This window comes from Herbaspirillum sp. CAH-3, assembly GCF_009668275.1.
Classification (GTDB): Bacteria; Pseudomonadota; Gammaproteobacteria; order Burkholderiales; family Burkholderiaceae_D; genus Herbaspirillum; species Herbaspirillum aquaticum.
In genome coordinates, this window is record NZ_VSWE01000014.1 from 121,972 (window position 1) to 142,040 (window position 20,069).

At 60.7% G+C, this 20,069-nt stretch carries 30 protein-coding genes and 2 tRNA genes; 2 read left to right on the forward strand and 30 right to left on the reverse strand.

Annotated elements, in window-relative coordinates; genetic code table 11:
* Window positions 1-111: 111 nt before the first annotated feature.
* From FYB76_RS18715 to FYB76_RS18730, 4 genes are all read right to left on the reverse strand, one after another.
* Window positions 112-187: transfer RNA gene (locus FYB76_RS18715), tRNA-His, on the reverse strand.
* A 137-nt stretch (window positions 188-324) separates the two neighbouring features.
* Window positions 325-1,218, reverse strand: a complete 894-nt coding sequence (gene murI, locus FYB76_RS18720; RefSeq protein ID WP_154134631.1) for a glutamate racemase — start codon at window positions 1,216-1,218, stop codon at window positions 325-327.
* Between the two features lie 43 nt (window positions 1,219-1,261).
* A complete protein-coding gene (locus tag FYB76_RS18725; protein WP_075257626.1) occupies window positions 1,262-2,803 on the reverse strand; it encodes a fumarate hydratase in 1,542 nt (513 codons plus the stop codon).
* Window positions 2,804-2,834: 31 nt separating this feature from the next.
* A complete protein-coding gene (locus FYB76_RS18730; protein WP_088756663.1) occupies window positions 2,835-3,446 on the reverse strand; it encodes a YqhA family protein in 612 nt (203 codons plus the stop codon).
* A 418-nt stretch (window positions 3,447-3,864) separates the two neighbouring features.
* Between FYB76_RS18730 and acs the strand changes: the two genes are divergently transcribed.
* Window positions 3,865-5,847 carry an acetate--CoA ligase gene (gene acs, locus FYB76_RS18735; RefSeq protein ID WP_370516378.1) on the forward strand — a complete coding sequence of 661 codons (1,983 nt, stop codon included), beginning with the start codon at window positions 3,865-3,867 and terminating at the stop codon, window positions 5,845-5,847.
* A gap of 178 nt (window positions 5,848-6,025) precedes the next feature.
* Window positions 6,026-6,116 (forward strand) — tRNA-Ser (locus FYB76_RS18740).
* A 62-nt stretch (window positions 6,117-6,178) separates the two neighbouring features.
* Here the strand turns inward: FYB76_RS18740 and FYB76_RS18745 are convergent.
* The 26 genes from FYB76_RS18745 to FYB76_RS18870 all read right to left on the reverse strand — a co-directional run bounded on the left by FYB76_RS18745 (window position 6,179) and on the right by FYB76_RS18870 (window position 20,032).
* Window positions 6,179-7,246 carry a tyrosine-type recombinase/integrase gene (locus tag FYB76_RS18745; protein WP_154134632.1) on the reverse strand — a complete coding sequence of 356 codons (1,068 nt, stop codon included), beginning with the start codon at window positions 7,244-7,246 and terminating at the stop codon, window positions 6,179-6,181.
* Window positions 7,239-7,445: a DUF4224 domain-containing protein gene (locus FYB76_RS18750; RefSeq protein WP_195724669.1), complete on the reverse strand. Its 207-nt coding sequence runs from the start codon at window positions 7,443-7,445 to the stop codon at window positions 7,239-7,241. Before FYB76_RS18750 ends, FYB76_RS18745 begins: the two co-directional genes overlap by 8 nt.
* Before the next feature lie 66 nt (window positions 7,446-7,511).
* Entirely contained in the window at window positions 7,512-7,829 is a 318-nt protein-coding gene (locus FYB76_RS18755; RefSeq protein ID WP_154134634.1) for a hypothetical protein, read from the reverse strand.
* Window positions 7,826-8,497, reverse strand: a complete 672-nt coding sequence (locus FYB76_RS18760) for a hypothetical protein (protein WP_370516380.1) — start codon at window positions 8,495-8,497, stop codon at window positions 7,826-7,828. The genes FYB76_RS18755 and FYB76_RS18760 overlap by 4 nt, the downstream gene beginning before the upstream one ends.
* A gap of 8 nt (window positions 8,498-8,505) precedes the next feature.
* Entirely contained in the window at window positions 8,506-8,694 is a 189-nt protein-coding gene (locus FYB76_RS18765; protein ID WP_154134636.1) for a hypothetical protein, read from the reverse strand.
* A 25-nt stretch (window positions 8,695-8,719) separates the two neighbouring features.
* Window positions 8,720-8,860 (reverse strand): hypothetical protein, encoded by a 141-nt coding sequence (locus FYB76_RS18770; RefSeq protein ID WP_154134637.1) that lies wholly within the window; start codon window positions 8,858-8,860, stop codon window positions 8,720-8,722.
* Entirely contained in the window at window positions 8,857-9,129 is a 273-nt protein-coding gene (locus FYB76_RS18775) for a hypothetical protein (protein ID WP_154134638.1), read from the reverse strand. Before FYB76_RS18775 ends, FYB76_RS18770 begins: the two co-directional genes overlap by 4 nt.
* A 2-nt stretch (window positions 9,130-9,131) precedes the next feature.
* Entirely contained in the window at window positions 9,132-9,554 is a 423-nt protein-coding gene (locus FYB76_RS18780) for a hypothetical protein (protein WP_154134639.1), read from the reverse strand.
* Window positions 9,555-9,656: 102 nt separating this feature from the next.
* Window positions 9,657-9,860, reverse strand: coding sequence for a hypothetical protein (locus FYB76_RS18785; RefSeq protein ID WP_154134640.1), 204 nt, complete (start codon window positions 9,858-9,860; stop codon window positions 9,657-9,659).
* Window positions 9,857-10,717 (reverse strand): hypothetical protein, encoded by an 861-nt coding sequence (locus FYB76_RS18790; RefSeq protein ID WP_154134641.1) that lies wholly within the window; start codon window positions 10,715-10,717, stop codon window positions 9,857-9,859. The genes FYB76_RS18785 and FYB76_RS18790 overlap by 4 nt, the downstream gene beginning before the upstream one ends.
* On the reverse strand, window positions 10,714-10,998 hold the full coding sequence (locus FYB76_RS18795; protein WP_154134642.1) for an ASCH domain-containing protein: 285 nt from the start codon (window positions 10,996-10,998) through the stop codon (window positions 10,714-10,716). Before FYB76_RS18795 ends, FYB76_RS18790 begins: the two co-directional genes overlap by 4 nt.
* On the reverse strand, window positions 10,995-11,519 hold the full coding sequence (locus FYB76_RS18800) for a hypothetical protein (RefSeq protein ID WP_154134643.1): 525 nt from the start codon (window positions 11,517-11,519) through the stop codon (window positions 10,995-10,997). The genes FYB76_RS18795 and FYB76_RS18800 overlap by 4 nt, the downstream gene beginning before the upstream one ends.
* The gene (locus FYB76_RS18805) at window positions 11,516-12,460 is read right to left on the reverse strand and encodes a recombination-associated protein RdgC (RefSeq protein ID WP_154134644.1); all 945 of its coding nucleotides are present in this window, start codon (window positions 12,458-12,460) and stop codon (window positions 11,516-11,518) included. The genes FYB76_RS18800 and FYB76_RS18805 overlap by 4 nt, the downstream gene beginning before the upstream one ends.
* A gap of 83 nt (window positions 12,461-12,543) precedes the next feature.
* Window positions 12,544-12,954 (reverse strand): hypothetical protein, encoded by a 411-nt coding sequence (locus tag FYB76_RS26850; protein ID WP_229297023.1) that lies wholly within the window; start codon window positions 12,952-12,954, stop codon window positions 12,544-12,546.
* Window positions 12,951-14,894 (reverse strand): YqaJ viral recombinase family protein, encoded by a 1,944-nt coding sequence (locus FYB76_RS18815; RefSeq protein ID WP_195724670.1) that lies wholly within the window; start codon window positions 14,892-14,894, stop codon window positions 12,951-12,953. Before FYB76_RS18815 ends, FYB76_RS26850 begins: the two co-directional genes overlap by 4 nt.
* Window positions 14,895-14,910: 16 nt before the next feature.
* Window positions 14,911-15,729: a phage recombination protein Bet gene (gene bet / locus FYB76_RS18820; protein ID WP_154134646.1), complete on the reverse strand. Its 819-nt coding sequence runs from the start codon at window positions 15,727-15,729 to the stop codon at window positions 14,911-14,913.
* An 8-nt stretch (window positions 15,730-15,737) separates the two neighbouring features.
* Complete coding sequence (locus FYB76_RS18825; protein ID WP_154134647.1) at window positions 15,738-15,926, reverse strand: hypothetical protein; 189 nt, start codon at window positions 15,924-15,926, stop codon at window positions 15,738-15,740.
* The gene (locus FYB76_RS18830; RefSeq protein ID WP_154134648.1) at window positions 15,923-16,417 is read right to left on the reverse strand and encodes a hypothetical protein; all 495 of its coding nucleotides are present in this window, start codon (window positions 16,415-16,417) and stop codon (window positions 15,923-15,925) included. The genes FYB76_RS18825 and FYB76_RS18830 overlap by 4 nt, the downstream gene beginning before the upstream one ends.
* Window positions 16,417-16,608: a hypothetical protein gene (locus FYB76_RS18835; RefSeq protein ID WP_154134649.1), complete on the reverse strand. Its 192-nt coding sequence runs from the start codon at window positions 16,606-16,608 to the stop codon at window positions 16,417-16,419. Before FYB76_RS18835 ends, FYB76_RS18830 begins: the two co-directional genes overlap by 1 nt.
* A gap of 791 nt (window positions 16,609-17,399) precedes the next feature.
* Complete coding sequence (locus FYB76_RS18840; RefSeq protein WP_154134650.1) at window positions 17,400-17,546, reverse strand: hypothetical protein; 147 nt, start codon at window positions 17,544-17,546, stop codon at window positions 17,400-17,402.
* On the reverse strand, window positions 17,543-17,851 hold the full coding sequence (locus tag FYB76_RS18845; RefSeq protein ID WP_154134651.1) for a hypothetical protein: 309 nt from the start codon (window positions 17,849-17,851) through the stop codon (window positions 17,543-17,545). Before FYB76_RS18845 ends, FYB76_RS18840 begins: the two co-directional genes overlap by 4 nt.
* Window positions 17,848-18,156 (reverse strand): hypothetical protein, encoded by a 309-nt coding sequence (locus tag FYB76_RS18850; RefSeq protein ID WP_154134652.1) that lies wholly within the window; start codon window positions 18,154-18,156, stop codon window positions 17,848-17,850. The genes FYB76_RS18845 and FYB76_RS18850 overlap by 4 nt, the downstream gene beginning before the upstream one ends.
* A gap of 30 nt (window positions 18,157-18,186) precedes the next feature.
* Entirely contained in the window at window positions 18,187-18,468 is a 282-nt protein-coding gene (locus tag FYB76_RS18855) for a hypothetical protein (protein WP_154134653.1), read from the reverse strand.
* Window positions 18,469-18,491: 23 nt separating this feature from the next.
* Window positions 18,492-18,827, reverse strand: coding sequence for a hypothetical protein (locus FYB76_RS18860; protein WP_154134654.1), 336 nt, complete (start codon window positions 18,825-18,827; stop codon window positions 18,492-18,494).
* Entirely contained in the window at window positions 18,824-19,693 is an 870-nt protein-coding gene (locus FYB76_RS18865) for a hypothetical protein (RefSeq protein WP_154134655.1), read from the reverse strand. The genes FYB76_RS18860 and FYB76_RS18865 overlap by 4 nt, the downstream gene beginning before the upstream one ends.
* Window positions 19,694-19,720: 27 nt before the next feature.
* Complete coding sequence (locus tag FYB76_RS18870) at window positions 19,721-20,032, reverse strand: hypothetical protein (protein ID WP_154134656.1); 312 nt, start codon at window positions 20,030-20,032, stop codon at window positions 19,721-19,723.
* Between the last annotated feature and the right edge of the window lie 37 nt (window positions 20,033-20,069).

Below are 20,069 nucleotides of genomic sequence, written 5' to 3' on the forward strand. Positions count from 1 at the left end.
ACGGAAATAAAAAAGCGGCTCTACCGATTGGTGAGCCGCTTTTATGTTCCCGAAAAACCGTTTTCAAGTTCCCGGAAAATTCAGGTGAAGGTCTGAAAGCCTTGTGTATTCTGGGGTGGCTGATGGGACTCGAACCCACGACGACAGGAATCACAATCCTGGACTCTACCAACTGAGCTACAGCCACCGTCGACTGTCAGACAGACTTGCGTCCGTCATCAAGTAAGCAAAAGATTATACAAACACTTGCAGGGAATGGCAACATATTTCAATGCAAATTGGCAATTGCGCTGAAATTTCTTTTCGCCACCCTGGGCATCCGCGTCAGCCGCCCGCTTGCGGCTGCAAAGCCTGCACCGGTGGATCAAGCTTGAGCAGTCCCCGGAAGGCCTGTTCCAGCGTCGAGCGGCTGGCCGTGGTGAAGCCGGCCAGTGAGCCGGTCGCCGCTTGCGCTTGCAGGCCTTCGGTGGCCAGCAGGCGCTGCAATTGCCGGGTAACGGCCTGGCCGGTATCGATGATGTCCGGGACGCCCCCTGCCAGGCGCTGGCAGACGCTTTCGATGGCCGGGCGCACGAAGGGGTAGTGGGTGCAGCCCAGTACCAGCGTATCGGCCCCTTGTTCCAGCAGCGGACGCAGGTAGCGCTCCAGCAATTGCACCGTGGCCGGCGAAAACAGTTCGCCTTTCTCGATCAGGTCCACCAGCCCCACGCAAGCCTGGGGCAGGTAGCGCACCTGGTACTGCGCCTGCATCTGCTGCTGCAGCAAGGCAAAGCGCTGGCTGGCCAGGGTGCTGCGGGTGGCCAGCACGCCGACGGTGCCGCTGCGGGTTTGCTGGGCGGCCGGCTTGAGGCCGGGCTCGATGCCCACCACGACCAGTTGCGGCCAGCGCGCGCGTATGGCCTGGATGGCCGCCGCCGTGGCGGTGTTGCAGGCCACCACCAGGGCTTTTACGCCTTGCTCCAGCAGGAAGGAAGCGATGGCCAGCGAGCGCTCCACGATCTGCGCCTCGGTCTTGTCGCCATACGGCGCATAGCCGGAGTCGGCGAAGTAGATCAATTGTTCGCGCGGCAAGGCGGCGTGGATGTGCCGCAGCACCGACAGGCCGCCGATGCCGGAATCGAAAATGCCGACCGCAGCGTTGGCTGCGGCCGGCATCGATGTACTGCTGTCGGACCCGGCGGCAGAAGGCGCACTGACCTGCTTGACGGCTTCATTCATGGTGCTGCGCGCGCTCCTGCAACGGGGTCGGTCTGGGTGTGAATCAGGCAGTGGTGACGGGGATCTTGGACAGGGATACGCTCTGGGCGATCTTTTCCTTCCATTCGGCTGGCCCCGTGTTGTGCACCGAGATGCCGTTGGCGTCCACGGCCACCGTGACCGGCATGTCCTTGACGTCGAATTCGTAGATCGCTTCCATGCCCAGGTCGGCAAAACCCAGCACCTTGGCCGACTTGATCGCCTTGGAGACCAGGTAGGCCGAACCACCCACGGCCATCAGGTAGGCCGACTTGTGCTTCTTGATCGCCTCGATGGCCGCCGGACCACGCTCGGACTTGCCGATCATGGAGATCAGGCCGGTCTGCTCCAGCATCATGTCGGTGAACTTGTCCATGCGGGTGGCGGTGGTCGGGCCAGCCGGACCCACCACTTCGTCGCGCACCGGATCGACCGGGCCGACGTAGTAGATCACGCGGTTGGTGAAGTCCACCGGCAGCTTCTCGCCCTTGGCCAGCATGTCCTGGATGCGCTTGTGGGCGGCATCGCGGCCTGTCAGCATCTTGCCGTTCAAGAGCAGGGTCTGGCCCGGCTTCCAGGAGGCGACTTCTTCCTTGGTCAGGGTATCCAGGTTGACGCGCTTGGACTTCTCGGTGTCGGCGACCCAGTGCACTTCCGGCCAGTCCGACAGCGACGGCGGTTCCATGTAGGCCGGGCCCGAGCCATCCAGTACGAAGTGGCCGTGGCGGGTTGCGGCACAGTTGGGGATCATGGCCACCGGCTTGGAAGCCGCGTGGGTCGGGTGCATCATGATCTTCACATCCAGCACGGTGGTCAGGCCGCCCAGGCCCTGTGCGCCGATGCCCAGTGCGTTGACCTTCTCATAGAGCTCGATACGCAGCTCTTCGGTCTTGTTCTGCGGGCCGCGCTTCAGGAGCTCGTACATGTCGATGTCTTCCATCAGCACTTCCTTGGCCATCAGCATGGCCTTCTCGGCCGTGCCGCCGATGCCGATGCCCAGCATGCCCGGCGGGCACCAGCCGGCGCCCATGGTCGGGACCGTCTTCAGGACCCAGTCCACCAGGTTGTCGGAGGGGTTGAGCATGACGAACTTGGTCTTGTTCTCGGAGCCGCCGCCCTTGGCCGCGATCTGCACGTCCACGGTGTTGCCGGGCACCAGTTCCATGTGGATCACGGCCGGGGTGTTGTCCTTGGTGTTCTTGCGCTCGAACTGCGGGTCGGCCACGATGGAAGCGCGCAGGACGTTGTCCGGGTGCGAGTAGCCGCGGCGCACGCCTTCGTTGACGGCGTCGGCGATCGAGCCCGAGAAGCCCTCGAAGCGCACGCCCATGCCGATCTTCAGGAAGACGTTGACGATGCCGGTGTCCTGGCAGATCGGGCGTTTGCCTTCGGCGCACATGCGCGAGTTGGTCAGGATCTGGGCGATCGCATCCTTGGCGGCCGGGCTCTGCTCGGTCTCGTAGGCGCGCGCCAGGTGCTGGATGTAATCGGCCGGATGGTAGTAGCTGATGTACTGCAGCGCGGCGGCGACGGATTCGATGAGATCGTCTTGCTTGATGATGGTCATGGCTGGTTCTCTCGGTTTGGATGAGGCAAAGTCAGTGCGGCTTGTCGGAGGGTTCGGAAGGATGCACCATCAGCCGGTCGCAATACGCGATGGCCATGGCCGACAAGAGGAAGGCGATATGGATGCCGGTCTGCGCGATCAGGGTCTTGGCGTCGTAGAGGTTGGCATTGATGAAGGTCTTGAGCAGGTGGATCGACGAGATCCCGATGATGGCCGTGGCCAGCTTGACCTTCAGCACCGAAGCGTTCACATGCGAGAGCCACTCGGGCTGGTCGGGATGGCCTTCCAGGTTCATGCGCGAGACGAAGGTTTCATATCCGCCCACGATCACCATGATGAGCAGGTTGGAAATCATCACCACGTCGATCAAGGCCAATACCACCAGCATGATGGTTTGTTCATTGAGCTTGTCGGGGCGGGTGGCGCCGGGAATGGCGACCGCATCCAGGATATGGTCCAGCGAGCTGGCGCTGCCCATGGCCGCGCCGATGAGATCGACCAGCTCGACCCAGAAGTGATACACGTAGACGCACTGTGCCAGGATCAGGCCCAGGTAGAGCGGCAGCTGCAGCCAGCGGCTCATGAAAATCAGGTTGGGCAGGATGCCGATCTTGCGGGGTGGCTGGGGCGACGAGTTTTTCATGGGTGTCCGTGCTACGCGTGATTCTGGCTGAGGATGACGATATCCGTTGAGCCGCTGCAGCTGCGTTTGCGTTCACTGCCCGGCTCCGGATTTGGGGCCGTATTCTACACGCCCTTGGCCCATTTCCGCGGCATGCCTTGCATCCCGTGTGCGCAGTGCCTGCGGGAAACATCGTCCTGTGCCAGAATGCCAATATGTTGTCTGGATCGTCAGAGAACATCGCAGCGATATGAAGGTCTGCGTCTATGGAGCCAGCCGGGTGCGGTCCTGCCCGGGCTGGCGCAAGGGTGCCGGCGTCGCTGTCCCAGCCCTGATGCAAGCGGCCTCCCGGCGGGATGGGCGCTGCTTGTGTAAGGACTGAGTAAGTGAAACGGCCTATGTTTTGCGGAAAGCAAAAACAAACCTACTGGAGACTACCGTGGCAGACATCGAGACATTCAAGCAAGAGAACCGCGTATTCGCACCCCCGGCCGAGCTGGCCCGCCACGCCGCCATTTCCGGCATGGACGCCTACCAGGCCCTGAACGCCGAATTCGAAAAAGACTACGAAGGCACCTGGGCCAAACTGGCCAAGGACAACCTCCAATGGCACAAGCCTTTCACCCAGACCCTGGATGAATCCAACGCCCCGTTCTACAAGTGGTTCGCCGATGGCCAGGTGAACGTTTCGTACAACTGCCTGGACGTCAACCTGGAAAACGGCAATGCCGACAAGACCGCCGTCATCTTCGAATCCGACGACGGCAAGGTGACCCGCGTGTCCTATCGCGAACTGCACCAGAAGGTTTGCCAGTTCGCCAATGGCCTCAAATCGCTGGGCATCAAGAAGGGTGACCGCGTGGTCATCTACATGCCCATGTCGGTTGAAGGCGTGGCTGCCATGCAGGCCTGTGCCCGCATCGGCGCGACGCACTCGGTGGTCTTCGGCGGCTTCTCCGCCAAGTCCCTGCACGAGCGGGTGATCGATGCCGGTGCCGTGGCCGTGCTGACCGCTGACTACCAGGTGCGCGGCGGCAAGCAACTGCCCTTGAAATCCATCGTCGACGAAGCCCTGGCCATGGGCGGCTGCGATACCTTGAAGCACGTGGTCGTCTACAAGCGCGCCGGTGCCGAGATCAACTGGGTCGAAGGCCGCGACCTCTGGCTTTCCGATGTGGTGGCGAACCAGCCGGACACCTGCGAGCCGGAATGGGTGGATGCCGAGCATCCGCTGTTCATCCTCTACACCTCCGGTTCCACCGGCAAGCCCAAGGGCGTGCAGCATTCTTCGGCGGGCTACCTGTTGTGGGCCGTGCTGACCATGAAGTGGACCTTCGACATCAAGCCCGACGATGTCTACTGGTGCACCGCCGACATCGGCTGGATCACCGGTCACACCTACATCGCTTATGGTCCGTTGGCCGTGGGTGCGACCCAGATCGTCTTTGAAGGCGTGCCGACCTATCCGAACGCCGGCCGCTTCTGGGACATGGTGGCGCGCCACAAGGCCACCATCTTCTACACCGCGCCCACCGCGATCCGTTCGCTGATCAAGGCGGCTGATGCGGATGAGAAGGTCCATCCCAAGCAATACGACCTGTCCTCGCTGCGCATCCTCGGTTCGGTGGGTGAACCCATCAATCCGGAAGCCTGGATGTGGTACTACAAGAACGTCGGCCGCGAGAACTGCCCCATCGTCGATACCTTCTGGCAGACCGAGACCGGTGGCCACATGATTTCGCCGCTGCCGGGTGCCACACCGCAGGTGCCTGGTTCGTGCACGCTGCCGCTGCCGGGCATCACGGCGGCCATCGTCGACGAGACCGGCAACGACATCCCCAACGGCAATGGCGGCATCCTGGTGGTCAAGCGTCCTTGGCCGTCGATGATCCGTACCATCTGGAACGATCCGGAACGCTTCAAGAAGAGCTACTTCCCCGAGGAGCTGGGTGGCAACATCTATCTCGCTGGTGATGGCGCCGTGCGCAACAAGGAGACCGGCTACTTCACCATCACCGGCCGTATCGATGATGTGCTCAACGTGTCGGGTCACCGCATGGGCACCATGGAAATCGAATCGGCGCTGGTGGCCAACAGCATCGTGGCTGAAGCCGCCGTGGTGGGCAAACCGGATGAAACGACTGGCGAGTCGATCTGCGCCTTCGTGGTCTTGAAGCGTCCGCGTCCGACCGGTGAAGAAGCCAAGCAGATCGCCAAGGAATTGCGTGACTGGGTGGCCAAGGAAATCGGCCCCATTGCCAAGCCCAAGGAAATCCGCTTCGGCGACAACTTGCCCAAGACGCGCTCCGGGAAGATCATGCGCCGCCTGCTGCGCGTGCTGGCCAAGGGCGAGGCGATCACCCAGGACGTTTCCACGCTGGAAAATCCGGCCATCCTGGATCAGCTCAAGGAAGCGCAGTAAGCCGGAAGTCGCCGCTGCAAGGCGGTGACAGGCGAGCCGGCAGGGCAGGGCGTTGTGGTTTGAACGCCTGGTCCTGCCGGTTTTTTCATGGTCTTTTTGAAAAATATGCAGAAAAGACTTGGCTTCGGCGAGAAGCTTGCTATAATGCATGGCTTCGCTGAACGCGAACCCGAATCCAGGAGAGGTGGATGAGTGGTTTAAGTCGCACGCCTGGAAAGCGTGTATAGGTTCATAGCCTATCGGGGGTTCGAATCCCCCCCTCTCCGCCAGCTTGAACAAAGGCCCGCAGAAATGCGGGCCTTTTTCTTTGTGCTATTAAAAAGCAGTTGTGCTATTCGAATTTGCTGTTCAAGGGCTTGACGCGCTCGGCTTTCCGACGATACACGCGTTTGGTTGTCCGGCTGTCGGCATGGGCCAGGAGCTGCTGGGCATGCTCCAGGGTCTCAGCATCGCTGGCGCACTTGGCGCGCAGGTCATGTTCGGTGAACCGCTCCTTGATCTCGGTTTCCTCCATGACGCGATCCACGAAATTGCGCCACATCGAATCCCACCCGCCGGCTCGGCCGGTCTCTTCGTCCAAGTATCCATCCCCCAGACGGTTGCAGAATAGAAAGTTGCTGATGCGCGGCCGCGCTGCTTTGGCCGCATCGACGGCGGCTTTCAAGTCCGGCGTCCATTCGTAGATCAGGCTCTTGCCGCTGGAGTCCTTCGTCTTCTCCGGCGTGACATGGATGCCGTCCTCTTTCAGGTCGGACATCGTCAAGCGCAGCATGTCGCCACGGCGCAGGCCGGTGAGCAGCTTGATTCGGATATAGGCCTGGATCACCAGCACGCTGCCGGCCTTGCGCTTCGGCTCCAGCGCCAGCATCTCCACCACCTCCGCATCCTCGATATACCGCGTGCGCGACTTCAGCCCCTTGAGGCGGATTTCACCCTTGAATGGGTGCCGGTCAAGATAGCCCCATTCCACGGCCTTGGTGTACGCGTGCGACAGCACCTCGACCTCTCGGCGCGCCGCCGTGCCTGACTCCTTCCGCGCCTCGATATACTGGTAGACGTTCTGCGGGCGCAGCATGTCCAATGCGTTGTCGCCAAGCACGGCCTTCAGCCGCTTGATGGCCACCGCATTGTGCGCCTGGGTCGTCGGCTTTTTCTCGGGTACCACCTCCAGGCTGTATCGGTCCAGAAGCTGCGCGATGGTACTAGCCGCCTGCTGGTTCAGTTCCAAGCGCCGCGCCCATTCCTTGTAAGCCTCGGGCAGCGATGTACCTAACTTGAACTGGCGCTTGCCATCCCAGCGCCCTTCACTGCCTGGCGGGACCTGGTAATAGTAGGCGCCATGGTAGAGCCGCCAGCGGGCTGGCAAGCCGGCGTTCTCTGGATTGCGTTTTCTAGGCATTGGACAGGTTCAGGCGGAAGACTTTTGCGGCTGGCTTGGCCGGTGCATCAAAGAAGGCTTGGGCAGCGTCACGAAGCACCAGCGTCTTGCCGTCGGCGCGCACGCGGAATGGGATGCCCATTTTGTTCAGTGCTTTCTGCTGCGAGCGGGCGCGTTCTTTGCCGGTAAGGCGGATCACTTCATCGTCGTCAAGAAACATCGTCATCTCCCGGCCACCGCTTCCTCTCCCTTGCGTTCCTGCGCTCGTCTCGTCGTGGTTTGCGGCTCATGGCTCGCTCCACGATTTAGCTGCAGCGACTGATGTGATTGCGCGACGAATTACGCTCATTTCATCTGCACCGTTGATGTCAGCGAAGAAGACGCAACCGCCCAGGTTGTTCATGATCTTGACCACGCCATCCTCGACCAGCAGGCCATAGTCCACTGCGCGCAGTAGGCGCAGCGCATCGCCGTCGTCATCGCGCGAGTTCCAAATCCGACCATCATTTATTTCAATACCGCAGTAGTCTGGCGTCCATAGGTATGCGCCTTTGATGCCCGCAGCCTTCGCCGCCATCTCCAACAGCTCGCGATCTGTGCTCATGCGATCCTCCTGAATTCAACCACCCACACCCATGGATTGGCGGCCCAGCTGCCAGCACCTCCGATGCTCTCCCATAGCGCCATGAAGGCGATGCGATCATCGCCGCCATTCAGGTCTTTGACTTGCGTTTCTTGTTCCTGCGCCCATGACATAGCTCCTTCGGCATAGGCGTCGGCCTGGCTGATGTCCAGCAAGCGCTCCACGCGCACGCATGTGATTTCCAGAAGGATGCGACTGGCCCAACGGGGCATGTGGATGCTTGGTCGCCACGGATCAGCATCACGCTTTTCAGTGGCCGCATATTCAATGCGCTTGCAATGCTCTTTATCTGGTACATACCGGGCCACTCCGTACTCTGGCTTCACCGCATTAGGTGGACTGATTTTGACCACGCCGCGCCAAGTCTCGCGCACCCACAATCGGTCGCCAGGCTGGCCATGAGGGCACATGAGCCCTTCGCCAGTGCGTGTGTGAAATATGCCGCCTTGCTCGGGAATTTTTTCGCCTGACGCGGTGCGGCCACCCCGTTCACCACCGATGGTGATTGGCTCCCACTCCACCAGAGGGTTATGGTGCGGAAACTTTACGATGCGCCGGGTCTGCGTCTTGTCACCGGCCAGGATGGCGCGCACCATCGGAGCCGAAAACAGAATCGGGCGCTCTTTCACAGCTGTCTTCATTCTTCCTTCTCCTTGACTATGCGGTAGGCGATGATGTCGCCATTAATCTTTGTACCGTCATGCGACCAGTCAAAAAAATCAGCCGTCGCTGGGCGAGTCCCGAAGCCCGATCCACGGAATTTCACGCTCACCGTTTCACCTGGAACTGGGCAATCACCACCCTTCCACTCAATCCATTCAGACATGCTCTATCCTTTCTATCGGGGAGGGTCAGTCGCCCTTGTTCAATTTGTCCGCGATGATGGCAACCAAGACCAATCCGGTGGCGAATGCCATCATGTAGATCACGGCCCCGATGGCCCCATGCTTGTGGCACCAATCAATGATGCCCATGGTTATGCCGCGCTTCATGCTTCCCCCTCGGGCGCAGGGGCCGCTGTACCTGCCAGCAGATCCGCCCACATGTCCTGATACGATCCGTAGGCATCTGCCTGGATCATTTCGAATACATGCGCCATCGCTTTGTTGTGCTCCTTCGGCACCACAACGTGCCCCTCTGGGATGGCGCGGGAGAGGATTACACCGACGAATCGCAAAATATCGCCTTCAGTCAACGGATATTTCTCATTCGGTTGCCCAACATGCGTGTCCCACAGGTGCATAATTTCTTGGTTTTCCATGGTCATCCTTCAAAAAGGTCAGCAACAGCTTTGCGCGCCTTCCTGGTGGCTCGCGCAGTCTCTGCGTGGTGCTGGGCGTCATAGCGAAGATGGCAGCGCTGGCAAAGTGCTTTCAGGTTATCGGGCGCGCAATTCTCCGGCGTGTGGTCAAGGTGCGCAATCGTCAGCACAACGTTTGTCCATTTGCCCGAGCACTCATAATCTGAATGTCGGATGCGCCCGAGCTGCGTTCCCGTGTCGGCATCAAAGACATAGCCATCCTTGTCCATGTAGGTGTCAGCACTTTCGCCAATCCCGCGCATGATGCGTTCACCATTTGTCACCTTGCATTGCTCGCAGCAGTTGCCAGCGCGCTCAAGAATCGCAGCGCGGATCTGCTTCCAGTCGGCCGGATAGCGGCCCTTGTTCTCAGGCTTGATCGGCATATCAAATCCTCCTACCCCACTGACACTTACCCGAAGAATGCCCGGTCATGCCGCAGAGGCAGCAAACAGGCTGCTCTGCGCGTTGGATGGCGGTGGTGGGGGTCATGGCTTGTCTTTTGCGGCCTCATTCAGCCGTTTTGCATGAATCAGCGCCTGGTCCCATCCGTTGCGCTTGAAGATGTCATAGCGCTTAACGGTCTTGCGCTCATGGGTGTCTTGGACATAGGCATATTGGCTGCCTGATGCTTTCAGAACCACGTAGCGCTCTGGCTCTTGCTGTTCCGCTGGCTTCAGTTCATCGCTCACGATTTCCCTCCTTCTTCTGCTGGCTGGCCGAGTGCGGCGCGGTCTGGCACGAAGTAGCCGGGCACCATGCGCTCACCATCACCTGGCCTTTGGTCGTCGTGCCACATGGCGTAATGGAAGAATTCCTTGCCGTCGTTTTCATCTTCACGAATGCGGTAGATCGCATACGCACGCACCCGCTCATCCGCCACCGGCTGCGCCACCGCTGGCGAGGCAACTGGCCGCATTTCATAGTTGCAAATTTCGTCGAATGAATGGTCTGGCCAATCGTCGTATTCCGGCGTTCCCTCTGCAGGACGGTGGCGAACATCTACTTTGGTGGCCTCGTGCGTGATGACGCCGCAGACGATGTTTTCAACTTCTTCACTCCATCCATCACTCAGATGATCCATGATGGCGTCCTTAGCTGCTGCGTCGCGCTCCTCTTCCGTGTTGAAAATCTCCGGGTGTGAATAGCCTGCCGGATCGAGCAGGAAGAACTTGCCTTGCACAGGCACCGGCCCTGCTGGTAGCGCGAGCTGGGAGGCGGCCTTCTTTACCTTGGCGGCCAGCTCTTCCTCGTCCAACTTACCCAGATAGCAATCACCCAGCACAGAAGCGGCCAGCTTCTTCACATCAGCCATGAATGCATCCTCTTCCGGCTTCGGCAGCGCCTGCCCCTCTTCCGGCTGCAGGGCGCGCTCTGCTAGGGCGATCAGGGAAGAAACAACTTCCGGTGTGCATGCATCTTTAAACGCCTTGGCATATGCTTCCTCGATCAGGCGGAGATGGTCCTTATCTCCGCAATACACATTCCCTGGCGTGGCGTCATGCACTTTGCGCTTCAATTCAGCCAGCTCTTCGGTTGTCATGATCATGAAAGCCTCTCGGAAAGGTCAATTGCGTAGACTTCGACCTCTTCAGGCCCGAAGTGCGGATGTGTCAATTTCGTGCGCCGATAGCCATGCCATGCGAAGAGCATGATTTTTTCCAGTTCATGATTTGCAGGATAGCCAAGACGGATTTCTATCGCGTCGTAGTCGCGACCGGCCAAGCGCTTCTGCCAGTACGGCGTGCACAGTCGGTATTCCTCGCCCTTGGTGCCGATGCGGATGCTGTCGAAGTAGATGCGCTTCAGATTCAATACGAGGATGCTCATTTACCCTCCCCTTGCGCGGCGATGGCTGCGTCAATGGCGGCGTCCATGCTTTCGTCGTTGCCAGTGACGAGGCGGATTGTCCAGCCGGTGCGCTCTGCAATCGGCAGATCCTTGTGATGCGGATGCACGGCCACATAAGCCATTTGGTCGCGCAGCCACCGATACCGCTTCGCATCCAGTTCCAGTGCATCATCCTTCCCTGCATCAGAGGGGGTGGGGGAGGTGATCAGCGCACGGATCGCACTTTCGCAATCCTGGCAGCCGGTGTACGCATCACTCTTCATCTCGGGCCACTTGTGGCTCTCTCGCCTGTCGTAGTCGTCGCCCAGGTTCTCGCAAACCTTCGCTGCTTCCTCCAGCCCTGCTGCGCGCCCTTGGGTGACTGCATGGCCCATGATCGCGCTGACCATGGCCAGCATGTGCTCTTCCTGCGCGTCCGCCGCAAACTTGTCCAGTGCTTCGCGCACCTCCGGTATGTCGCAGATGCGCTGCGCTTCAGGCCAGCCGATGGGGGTGCTCATGCTGCGCCCTCGGTGATACGGCCCTGGCCGTCGCGCTCGATGTTGTCCGGCAGCTCACCGCCCAGTGCAGCGACCAGTGCCGACAGCAGCTTGGCCATCTCACCGGCGAACAGCATGAAATCGCCGTCAAAGCGCTCGTCGGCATTCTTGCCGCTGATTTCGTGGTCTTCCTTCAGCACGTCCAGCAGCGCGATCTTCTTGATGGACAGGTTCTCGGCCAGGGTGAAGCTGATCTTGTCGGCCCAGGTCAGCGCCAGGCGCGTGCACTGCTTGCCGGTCTCGATGTGCTGGCGGATTTGGTCTGCTTCCAGGGTGTGGCGCACGTACCGCACGGTTGCGCGGCTCTCGGCGGTGGAGCGCAGCTCGGTGTCCTGGTCCACGGTAAAGCTCTCCGGGGCCTCGTCGCTGGCCAGCCAGTCGGTCATGGCCGCGCCCGGCGACATCACGGTGCGCACGGTTTCCAGCGGGAACTTCGGCACAGCCTTGAACAGCAACTTGAGCGCTTCCTCGGCCTTGGCCGGGCTGCTGCTGTCGGCCACCAGCCAGCCGTTCACAGGGTCGATCCAGACCCACATGCTGGACAGGCGCGTGAAGGCGCGTGGCAGCAGTTCGTCGGTGACCTGTTCCTTCAGTTCCTTGGTCTGCTTGCGGCCGGGCGGGAAGCCTTGCTGCTCTTCCAGCTCCTTGGCGCGCTCGCGGGTAACCTGGTTGATGACCGACTGCGGCAGGATCTTCTTTTCCGTCTGCAGGCGCAGCAGGAACTGGCGATTCACCATATGCACGAAGCCGTTGGAGCTGTCGCGCGCGGGCACCCAGCCCATGCACTGCATGTCGAGGCTACCCAGCGGCGTGAATGCCTGCGGCGCGAGGTGCCGCGCCAGGCCTTCGGCGGTGATGGCCCAGTTCTTCTGGAGACGGTAGATTTGCGCGTTCTTGAACATGTCGGTCCTTTGGTTGTAGGTGGCAGACTATTTCCGGCCGTCGTGCCAGGGCGACCCGCTGGGGCGGCGGGCAGGGGGAGTGGTCAGTCTGGTGAGAAAATCTGCTCGACACCGGAGTTGGCCGGCACCGTCACGTCCGAGTTGCTTGCATCTTCCGGCGCATCGAATAGTGCGATAGCGCCTTCTTCCGGATAGTCTGTGGACCATGCATACGGCCCAGGACCGCTGTGGCTGGTCTCGTCGCCCAGCGCAATCGTCAATTCGCTGTCCATCTGGTCAGGATCGGTATCGCGGTCAGGAGCTGTGTAGTCGAGTGCTGCCAGCAACTGATGGCCAGTGAGGACGATGCCAGCCTGACGCTCGCGATCAATGATCTGAGCGAACGCTTCGGCCAAGCGAGGGTCCATCTCGATGCCCTTGGTGGAATCTTCACACCATGCCTGCGCTGCAATTTCACGCGAACGGCGCGATGCGGGCTGGGATTCTTGGGTCATGCTGCTTCCTTTCGTTGGTTGATGGCGGTGAGAACGTGGTTGCTGATGGCGTAGCACATGGCCTGGAAGTCCGACTCGTGATAAAGCTTCGCGGCCTTGTCGGTACCGGCGTGGACGAAGCCCAGTCCGGCCAGGCCGTCAGCGGTGATCGACAGCGGGGCGATGCGCTCGCAGATCTGGCCCAGGCGCAGGGTCGGCTGGCCGGAAGGTTCGCGGCGGGGCGCGGCGGCCGGCGCTGCCACGGTGCGCGGCGCGTGCGCGGCGGCCTCGGCTTCCTGAGCCTTCTCGGCCAGGATGTTCTGCTGCTGGACGGCGGACTCACGCTCACGACGCTCGGCTTCCTGGCGGCTGATTTCGGCTTCATGGGCTTGCGCTTCGGCCAGCTTGACCTGCATCTCAGCGCGCGCGGCTTCTACTGCTGCAACGACACGCGGCCGTTCATCATTCGCGTAATTCCCGGCGCCGGCCTCGAAGTAGCTGATCGCCTTTTGGACATAGCCAACGCGATTTCCTTCGATGCGGCGAGCCGCAGCCCAGATTCTGTCAATCAGTGCATCCTCTTCATCCTTCAATTTCTGCTGTTCACGCTGTGCGCGTGCTTCTGCTTCGGCACGGATGCGCTCGCGCTCCTGCTCCTGGCGCTGCTGGTGCTCCTTGATGCGGCTGGTGATGGTCAGCTGGAAGTCTTCCATCGGCTTGGCCACCAGTTGCTGCAGGTCGGCCAGCAGGGCGCGGTGCTCGTCTGCGTGCTCGGCCACCCAGGCCAGTTTCTTGCGGATGTCGGCGGCGGCCATGTCGGCGGCGGCCTTGCCGTTCGCTAGTGCTGCGTCCAGCTTTTCCTTCATGCTGGTGAGCGACTTCAGGCCCTTGATGGCGCCGGCGAAGTCGGGCATGGCCACGGCCAGGCGCACGCCTTGGATTTCCGACTGCAGGGCCTCGCCGTGGGCGGCCATGGCCTTGCGGGCAGTCTCGATCAGTTCGGCGCGGCGGCGCTCCTTCTCGCTGGCCAGCAGCTTCTCGGCCATGCTGCAGTTCTGTTGCAGGAGGGCATCCAGCATCTCGGCAGCGCGAACCGCTGCATCAACGGCTTCCATCTGCGAGAAGATGCGGCCCTTGGCCAGCTTGATGGCTTCGCGGCCGGACTTCATTTCCTTGATCTGCAAGTCCAGGTTCACGAAGTCTTGATCGGTCTTCGGCTCGCGGATCAGGTCGTTTGCGAGGAAGTTGCGCACGGCCACTTCGAATGCCGGGAAATTGTTGACGACAGCAATCGTGCCGCTGACCTGCACTGAAACGGCCGGCAGCGCCAGCACCGGCTCGGCGGCCAGCACCTTCTCGGCCTCTGGCAACTGGTATGCGGCCAGGTCCTTGTCGAACTGGCACCAGCCGGCCAGGATGCGCTCCTGCCATTCGGCATCGGGCAGCACCACGGCATAAGCGAACTTCTCGCGGGTGCCATCGGAGACGACGAAATACAGTTCCTTGGCACCAGTGACCATGAGCACTTGCTGGCACTGCGGCAAGTGTTCTTCAGGTACGATGCCGGCCGAAACCGAGGCGAAGAGATCGGCGTTGTACTGCTTGTGCTCGAATGCAACGTCTTCACCCATGGTCAGGCCATCGCACGAGGCCGACATCTCATAGCTGGCCCAGGCCGGCATCAGTTGCGCGGAGCAGGTGACCGGGTACAGCTCTTCGCCGATCAGGTCTTCCACCAGCGGACGCGCCAGCGCTTCGACCTCGTGGCCGCGATCCAGGATGTTCTCCTGCACCCAGTCGCTGAACTGCTTTGCATCGCCCAGGTACTTCAGGCGCAGAAGTTCGGCGCGGCTGGCTTTCTTGGACAGGCCCAGCATTGCAGCGGCTTCGCTGGCCCCGTAGTGGGTCAGGCGGAATTGGTCCCAGGCCTCGGTGCCTTGCTCAAGCGGGTGAATAATCATTTTTGCTCCTTGGTGTTCAATCATGTTCGTGACTCCAGCTATCGATGGTCAGCTTCTGGTCTTCGGTGAGCTTGCCCTTCGTTTCGATCTGGGCGATCAGTTGGTCAGGCGTTTTCTTCCCGGACAAGATGAGATCGCGCCATGCAGCTTGGTTTTGCTCAAAGCGCTCAGGGGTGCACATGCCGATTTCCGGGCGTGGCGCGGGCTTTGTGGGTGCTTCCTGCATCGTGCTGGCGGGGGTGTCAATCGCCTTGCCTTCCATCTCGTCGGCGGTCGGAGCGGAGCCCGTCATTTCAGGGAAGCCACGGCGCAGCGCTTGTGCTTCGGCGCACTTCGCCAACTGGCCGCGCGGGCGCTTGCGCCACATGGTGTTGGGCTGGACGCTATCCTTCCCGGCAGTGGCATAGTTCTCGATCCAGTATTCTTTGGCGAAGAACTCGCCCACAGAGCCATTCGGCAAAATGCGTTTCACGGTGACGCGGCACCATTCAGGCGCACGGAACCGCTGGCCATCCAGTTCGAACTCGACATCAGGCCCGAACTCGGGCTCGCTGATGCCGGCAAGGGCGTTGCTGCGTGCAGCTTGGGTGCGGTACAGGCCCACGCCAGGCATGATCACGTCGCGCATGCTCTTGCTGTTCTTGTCCCACATGGGAACGATGTGCACGGGCTTCTGCATCGGGTCCAAGGCGGCGGCCCGGCAATAGCTGATGACCATCTTGATGCTGCTCAAGGCGGCGCCGGGGTAGAGACTGGATTGCAAAACGTCAATCAGTTCGTCCTCGGACATGGCCAGGGTGCGGCCGTCTTCTTGAAATTCGACAACTGCGTTCATGTCTATCCTCAGTCTTTGTTTTGGGCCGGCGGCAGCATTGCTGCGATAGCCGGATCGGGGAACTTGGTGAAAAGCCGGGCTTTCAGCTTGGCTTCAGCCTTGGCCCGTTCTTGCTCGTTCTTCTCTTGCTCAATCGGTGCAGTGAAAGAGCTCACGAAAAAGCAGCACAGGAGGGCGGTGGCGAAGATGGTTTTCATGTTGCTGGCCACACGTGGGCGACGATGGCGGCGTTGATCTTGGCGAAGTCATCGCCCTCGCATACTTTCACCATGCCGCGAGATTCAGTCTTCTCGAAAACGTCATGGCTCGTGCTTGCAATCCAGCGCTTCGCATAGAACTCGCGACCGCAGTATTCGGCAGTGCTGTGCACGGCGTCCTTGCTGAACCAGATGATTTCTACCTTCTCGCCCGGCAACGGCTTCCCCAGCATCCAGTCAATCCAGGCGAGGCGGTCGGCACGTCTTCCGTCGTAACCTCGGTCTGCGAATCCATTGCGGTTCTGCCATGTCCAAAGCGACCCAGACTTTCCAAGGCCGAGAGATACATCGCAGTATTCTTTCAGGCGAGAGACATCGATACCCGTATCTACAGACACGTCGTCAAGAGCAACGCAAATATATTCAGTGCCGTTAGCGACATGTATCCGCGCCAACTCCAGCGCCCGCCGTTCGTCCTTGGTCAGTGCCATCACGCCACCCCGCAGCTCTTGAGGAACAGCGCGGCAAAGCACAGACCGCCAAAGGCCGCCATCAGGTGATAGCCGATGGTTGCAATGAACAGGGCAGCGCGTGCGCCACGGCGTGCCAAGCGCCGAACGGTCGGGCGGTGCTTGCCGCTGTCAACGCGTGCGCGCCAGTCAATCAAATGCAAATGGCTCATCGTTCTCTCCTCTTAGTAGGGCGGCCAGGTCATCCAACCTGGCCGAGCGCTTCTGCTTGCGCTGCATGTTTCAACAGCGAAGGAATGGTTCGCGCCAAAATCAGAGCGGGCCGGATTGGGTACCGACTGGGCGAGGAAGTCTGTTACCTCGTGGCTCGCCGGCTTACATAGTCCGGTGCCTTCCCACTGTGGCCAGCAGTGCGCCTGCTTGTGCGCTCCCTCTCTGATGTTGGCCCTCTGTTCGTATTCAGAGGGCCATTCGAAAATGAGGTATTCCGCGCTTGTTACATGGCATCCTCCCCGATGATTCCCGCCTTTACGGCTGAGGCGGTTACGCCCAAAAAACAGCTATCCAAAATCAGAGCGGGCCGGACACCACCCCGGCATGAGACTGTCGGCACGTCTCTCAGCGATCCCCCGCACAAAGCTGGCAGCGGGTAGAGTCCGTTTCTTCCCCAGGCATACGAGCCCGGCATATTTCCAGTGTTGCGTGTTCTGTGTGACTACCTTCCACGCCGCCGCTCTGATATTGACCCTGGCCTTTATCGACGCCAGGGCGGTCTACTCACAGGTGCCGCTGTGATACCGGGGCGCTGGCCAGAATCAAATTCGGTGTTTTGTTTCGGAGAACACCCAGGCATGCAGGCCTGTTTGAAACTCCACCATCTAGCCGTAATCCAACTGTCCCGGCCTCGCCGGTTCGGGCCCGCTGCCTGCGGCATCTGCATATGCGTCAGGCTTCAGCGGGGTAGTGGTGCTGCACATGGCAGCGATCAGGATGAGAAGGAGCATCAGCCCTCCAACTGCGACAGCCGCAGCTTGCTCACCGCGATGTCGCGCAGCAGAACCGAACGCTCTTGCGAAGTCGCGGCGGCCAGCATGCCCGTGGCGTTCTTGATGGACTGGCGGTGCCAGAGGATGCGGATGGCGTGGATCATTGCGTGTCTCCTGCAGCCTTCAGCGCGATCCACTTTGCGGCGAACTCGCGCTCAATATCAAAGACGCCTTCGACCTTGATAAACGGCACCGGAGTGCATTCAATGCCGAGCAGGTTCCCGCAGTGCCATTCATTGCGCTTCAGGTAGATGCTGCCCGCTGGTGTTCCGTCCGCCTCGCGGATAGCACCATGGCTATCAATCGTCAGCACGGACTTGCCACTCGGCATGTGCACCACGTGCGTGATGTCTGTAGTGGTGTCGAGGCTCAAAACGTGGAGCCCATCAACGCGGCGCATATCAATCATTGCGGGGCTCCTGCGGCGGCGAGGGCGGCGCGGGCTTGGCGCAGTTCAGGCTGAATTACTGCAAGGCCATCCAAATCTCCCTCAAACACGCTGACGCAATCACGAAGTGCACGCACCAGCGCCTCATGGCTATTCACGCAACGTGCGGCATATTCAGCATTTGCTTTTGCATCAATGCCATCACCCCAATGTTCGCTCCACAGTTCAAACCACGCGTCCTTTTCGCCGTCATAGAAGACGGCAACTTGACCCGCATGTACGTTGGCTTTTTCAACTAGCCACGGCGTCGGAGTGTGCTTGTTCATGTTCTGTCCTATCTCTATGCGTGGTGGTGGTCAGGCGGTAACTTCCAGATCAGCGCGAGTAGGCAGGCTGTCGCCTTCGGCTGGTGGGTCGATCTTTTTCAAGCAGTGCAAATAAGCGCCCATCCCGCTGTCGGCATATACGACCGCCAGACCGTCAACAATCGCGCCACAGGAATCGCAGCTTTCCGGCGCGGTCATCTTCGATAATGCGTATGCCGTGAATGCAAATCCCAAGGGGATGTTCTTTGTCCCGCCGCAGCACGGCATTCCACGCACGATCATCACCAGATCGCCAACCTTGATATCGCTCATCTCAATTCCCCTGTAATTGGTGGTCAGATACCTGCGTATTCGTGCTCGTCGCGGTCCAAATGGCGCTGCATTTCGCGCTGCATCTGCATCGAATCTTCGCGGCGCTCGTCGGCATACTGCTTGCCGATACCGGCCTCGCGCATCTCGCGGTTGAAGTTGTCCAGCAGGCGCTGGCTCAGTGCGTCGGTGAGGTCAACAACCTGGCCGCCGACGTTGATGGCGATGGCCTCAGCTTCGAATTCTTGGCTGAATCGGCAGAAGGTCCCGTACAGCTCGACCGGCAGATCGCCCACGCTGGTGACGTAGGGGATCAGCATCAGGCCCTTGGGTACGGCGGGGAAGTTGGTGGGCAGGCTCATTCCGCCACCTCGTCTACCGGCTCGTCGACAGGCTGCGACAGATCAATACGCGAGCGCGCAACCTTGATCAGCAGGCGGTATTCGTGGCCGATTTTTGAATTGCCGTGGCGCTCATCGACGGCCAGCAGGAACGCGTCATCGGAGCCGGCGAAGCAGCCGCGCGTGACCATCAGCGTGTTGTCTTTGGCGCGGTAGACGGTCATGGTGCCGTTTTCGCTGCCGACGTTGGTGAACCATACGATTGCGCTGCGGCCGAAGACCCGGGCGTCGCCGTAGACCCGGGCGTTGCCGAAGACCCAGGCGTCGCCGAAGACCCGGGCGTCGCCGTAGACCCAGGCGTCGCCGTAGACCCAGGCGTTGCCGAAGACCCAGGCGTCGCCGGAGACCCGGGCGTCGCCGTAGACCCAGGCGTTGCCGAAGACCCGGGCGTCGCCGTAGACCCAGGCGTCGCCGTAGACCTGGGCGTTGCCGGAGACCTGGGCGTCGCCGGAGACCCGGGCGTTGCCGAAGACCCGGGCGTCGCCGTAGACCCGGGCGTCGCCGTAGACCTGGGCGTTGCCGAAGACCCAGGCGTCGCCGGAGACCTGGGCGTCGCCGGAGACCCGGGCGTTGCCGAAGACCCAGGCGTCGCCGAAGACCTGGGCGTCGCCGAAGACCCGGGCGTTGCCGAAGACCCGGGCGTTGCCGAAGACCCAGGCGTTGCCGTAGACCTCCAAATTTTTCTCCGACTCAACGTAACCGCCCAACTGACCAGCGGCAGCGAAATAGCTGATCGCGACCAGCGCGCGGATACGGTAGAGGGTGCGGCCGTCCCAGGTCGTTACGGTGTCGTCTTTCAGCAGTTCGTATTTCTTGTTTGCGCTCATCGCTCTCTCCATCTGTGTGTGCAAAAATCAGCCGAAAGCCAGTTCGCTGGCCAGCGCGATGTGCGCCAGGGTCTTGGCGGCTTGGTCGGCGGCCTTCTTTTCAGCGCGGGCAGCTTGTGCCTTGGCCTCAGCCACCATGGTGCGTGCTTCTTCGGTGGTGATCTTGGTCAGGCCGTTGTGCGGAACGAAGGAGTAGAACTGCTCATTGCGCGACAGCAGGTATGCATCCGGTGCGTTGTCGCCAGGTGTCGGCATGGCCGCAACCACCATCAGGTTGGACACGAAACCGACCTTCACGAACTGGCCGACTACCCATTGCTGTTTGCTGTGCTTGATCATTTCTTCCTCCATCTCGTTGTGTGCTGCGATGGAGTTA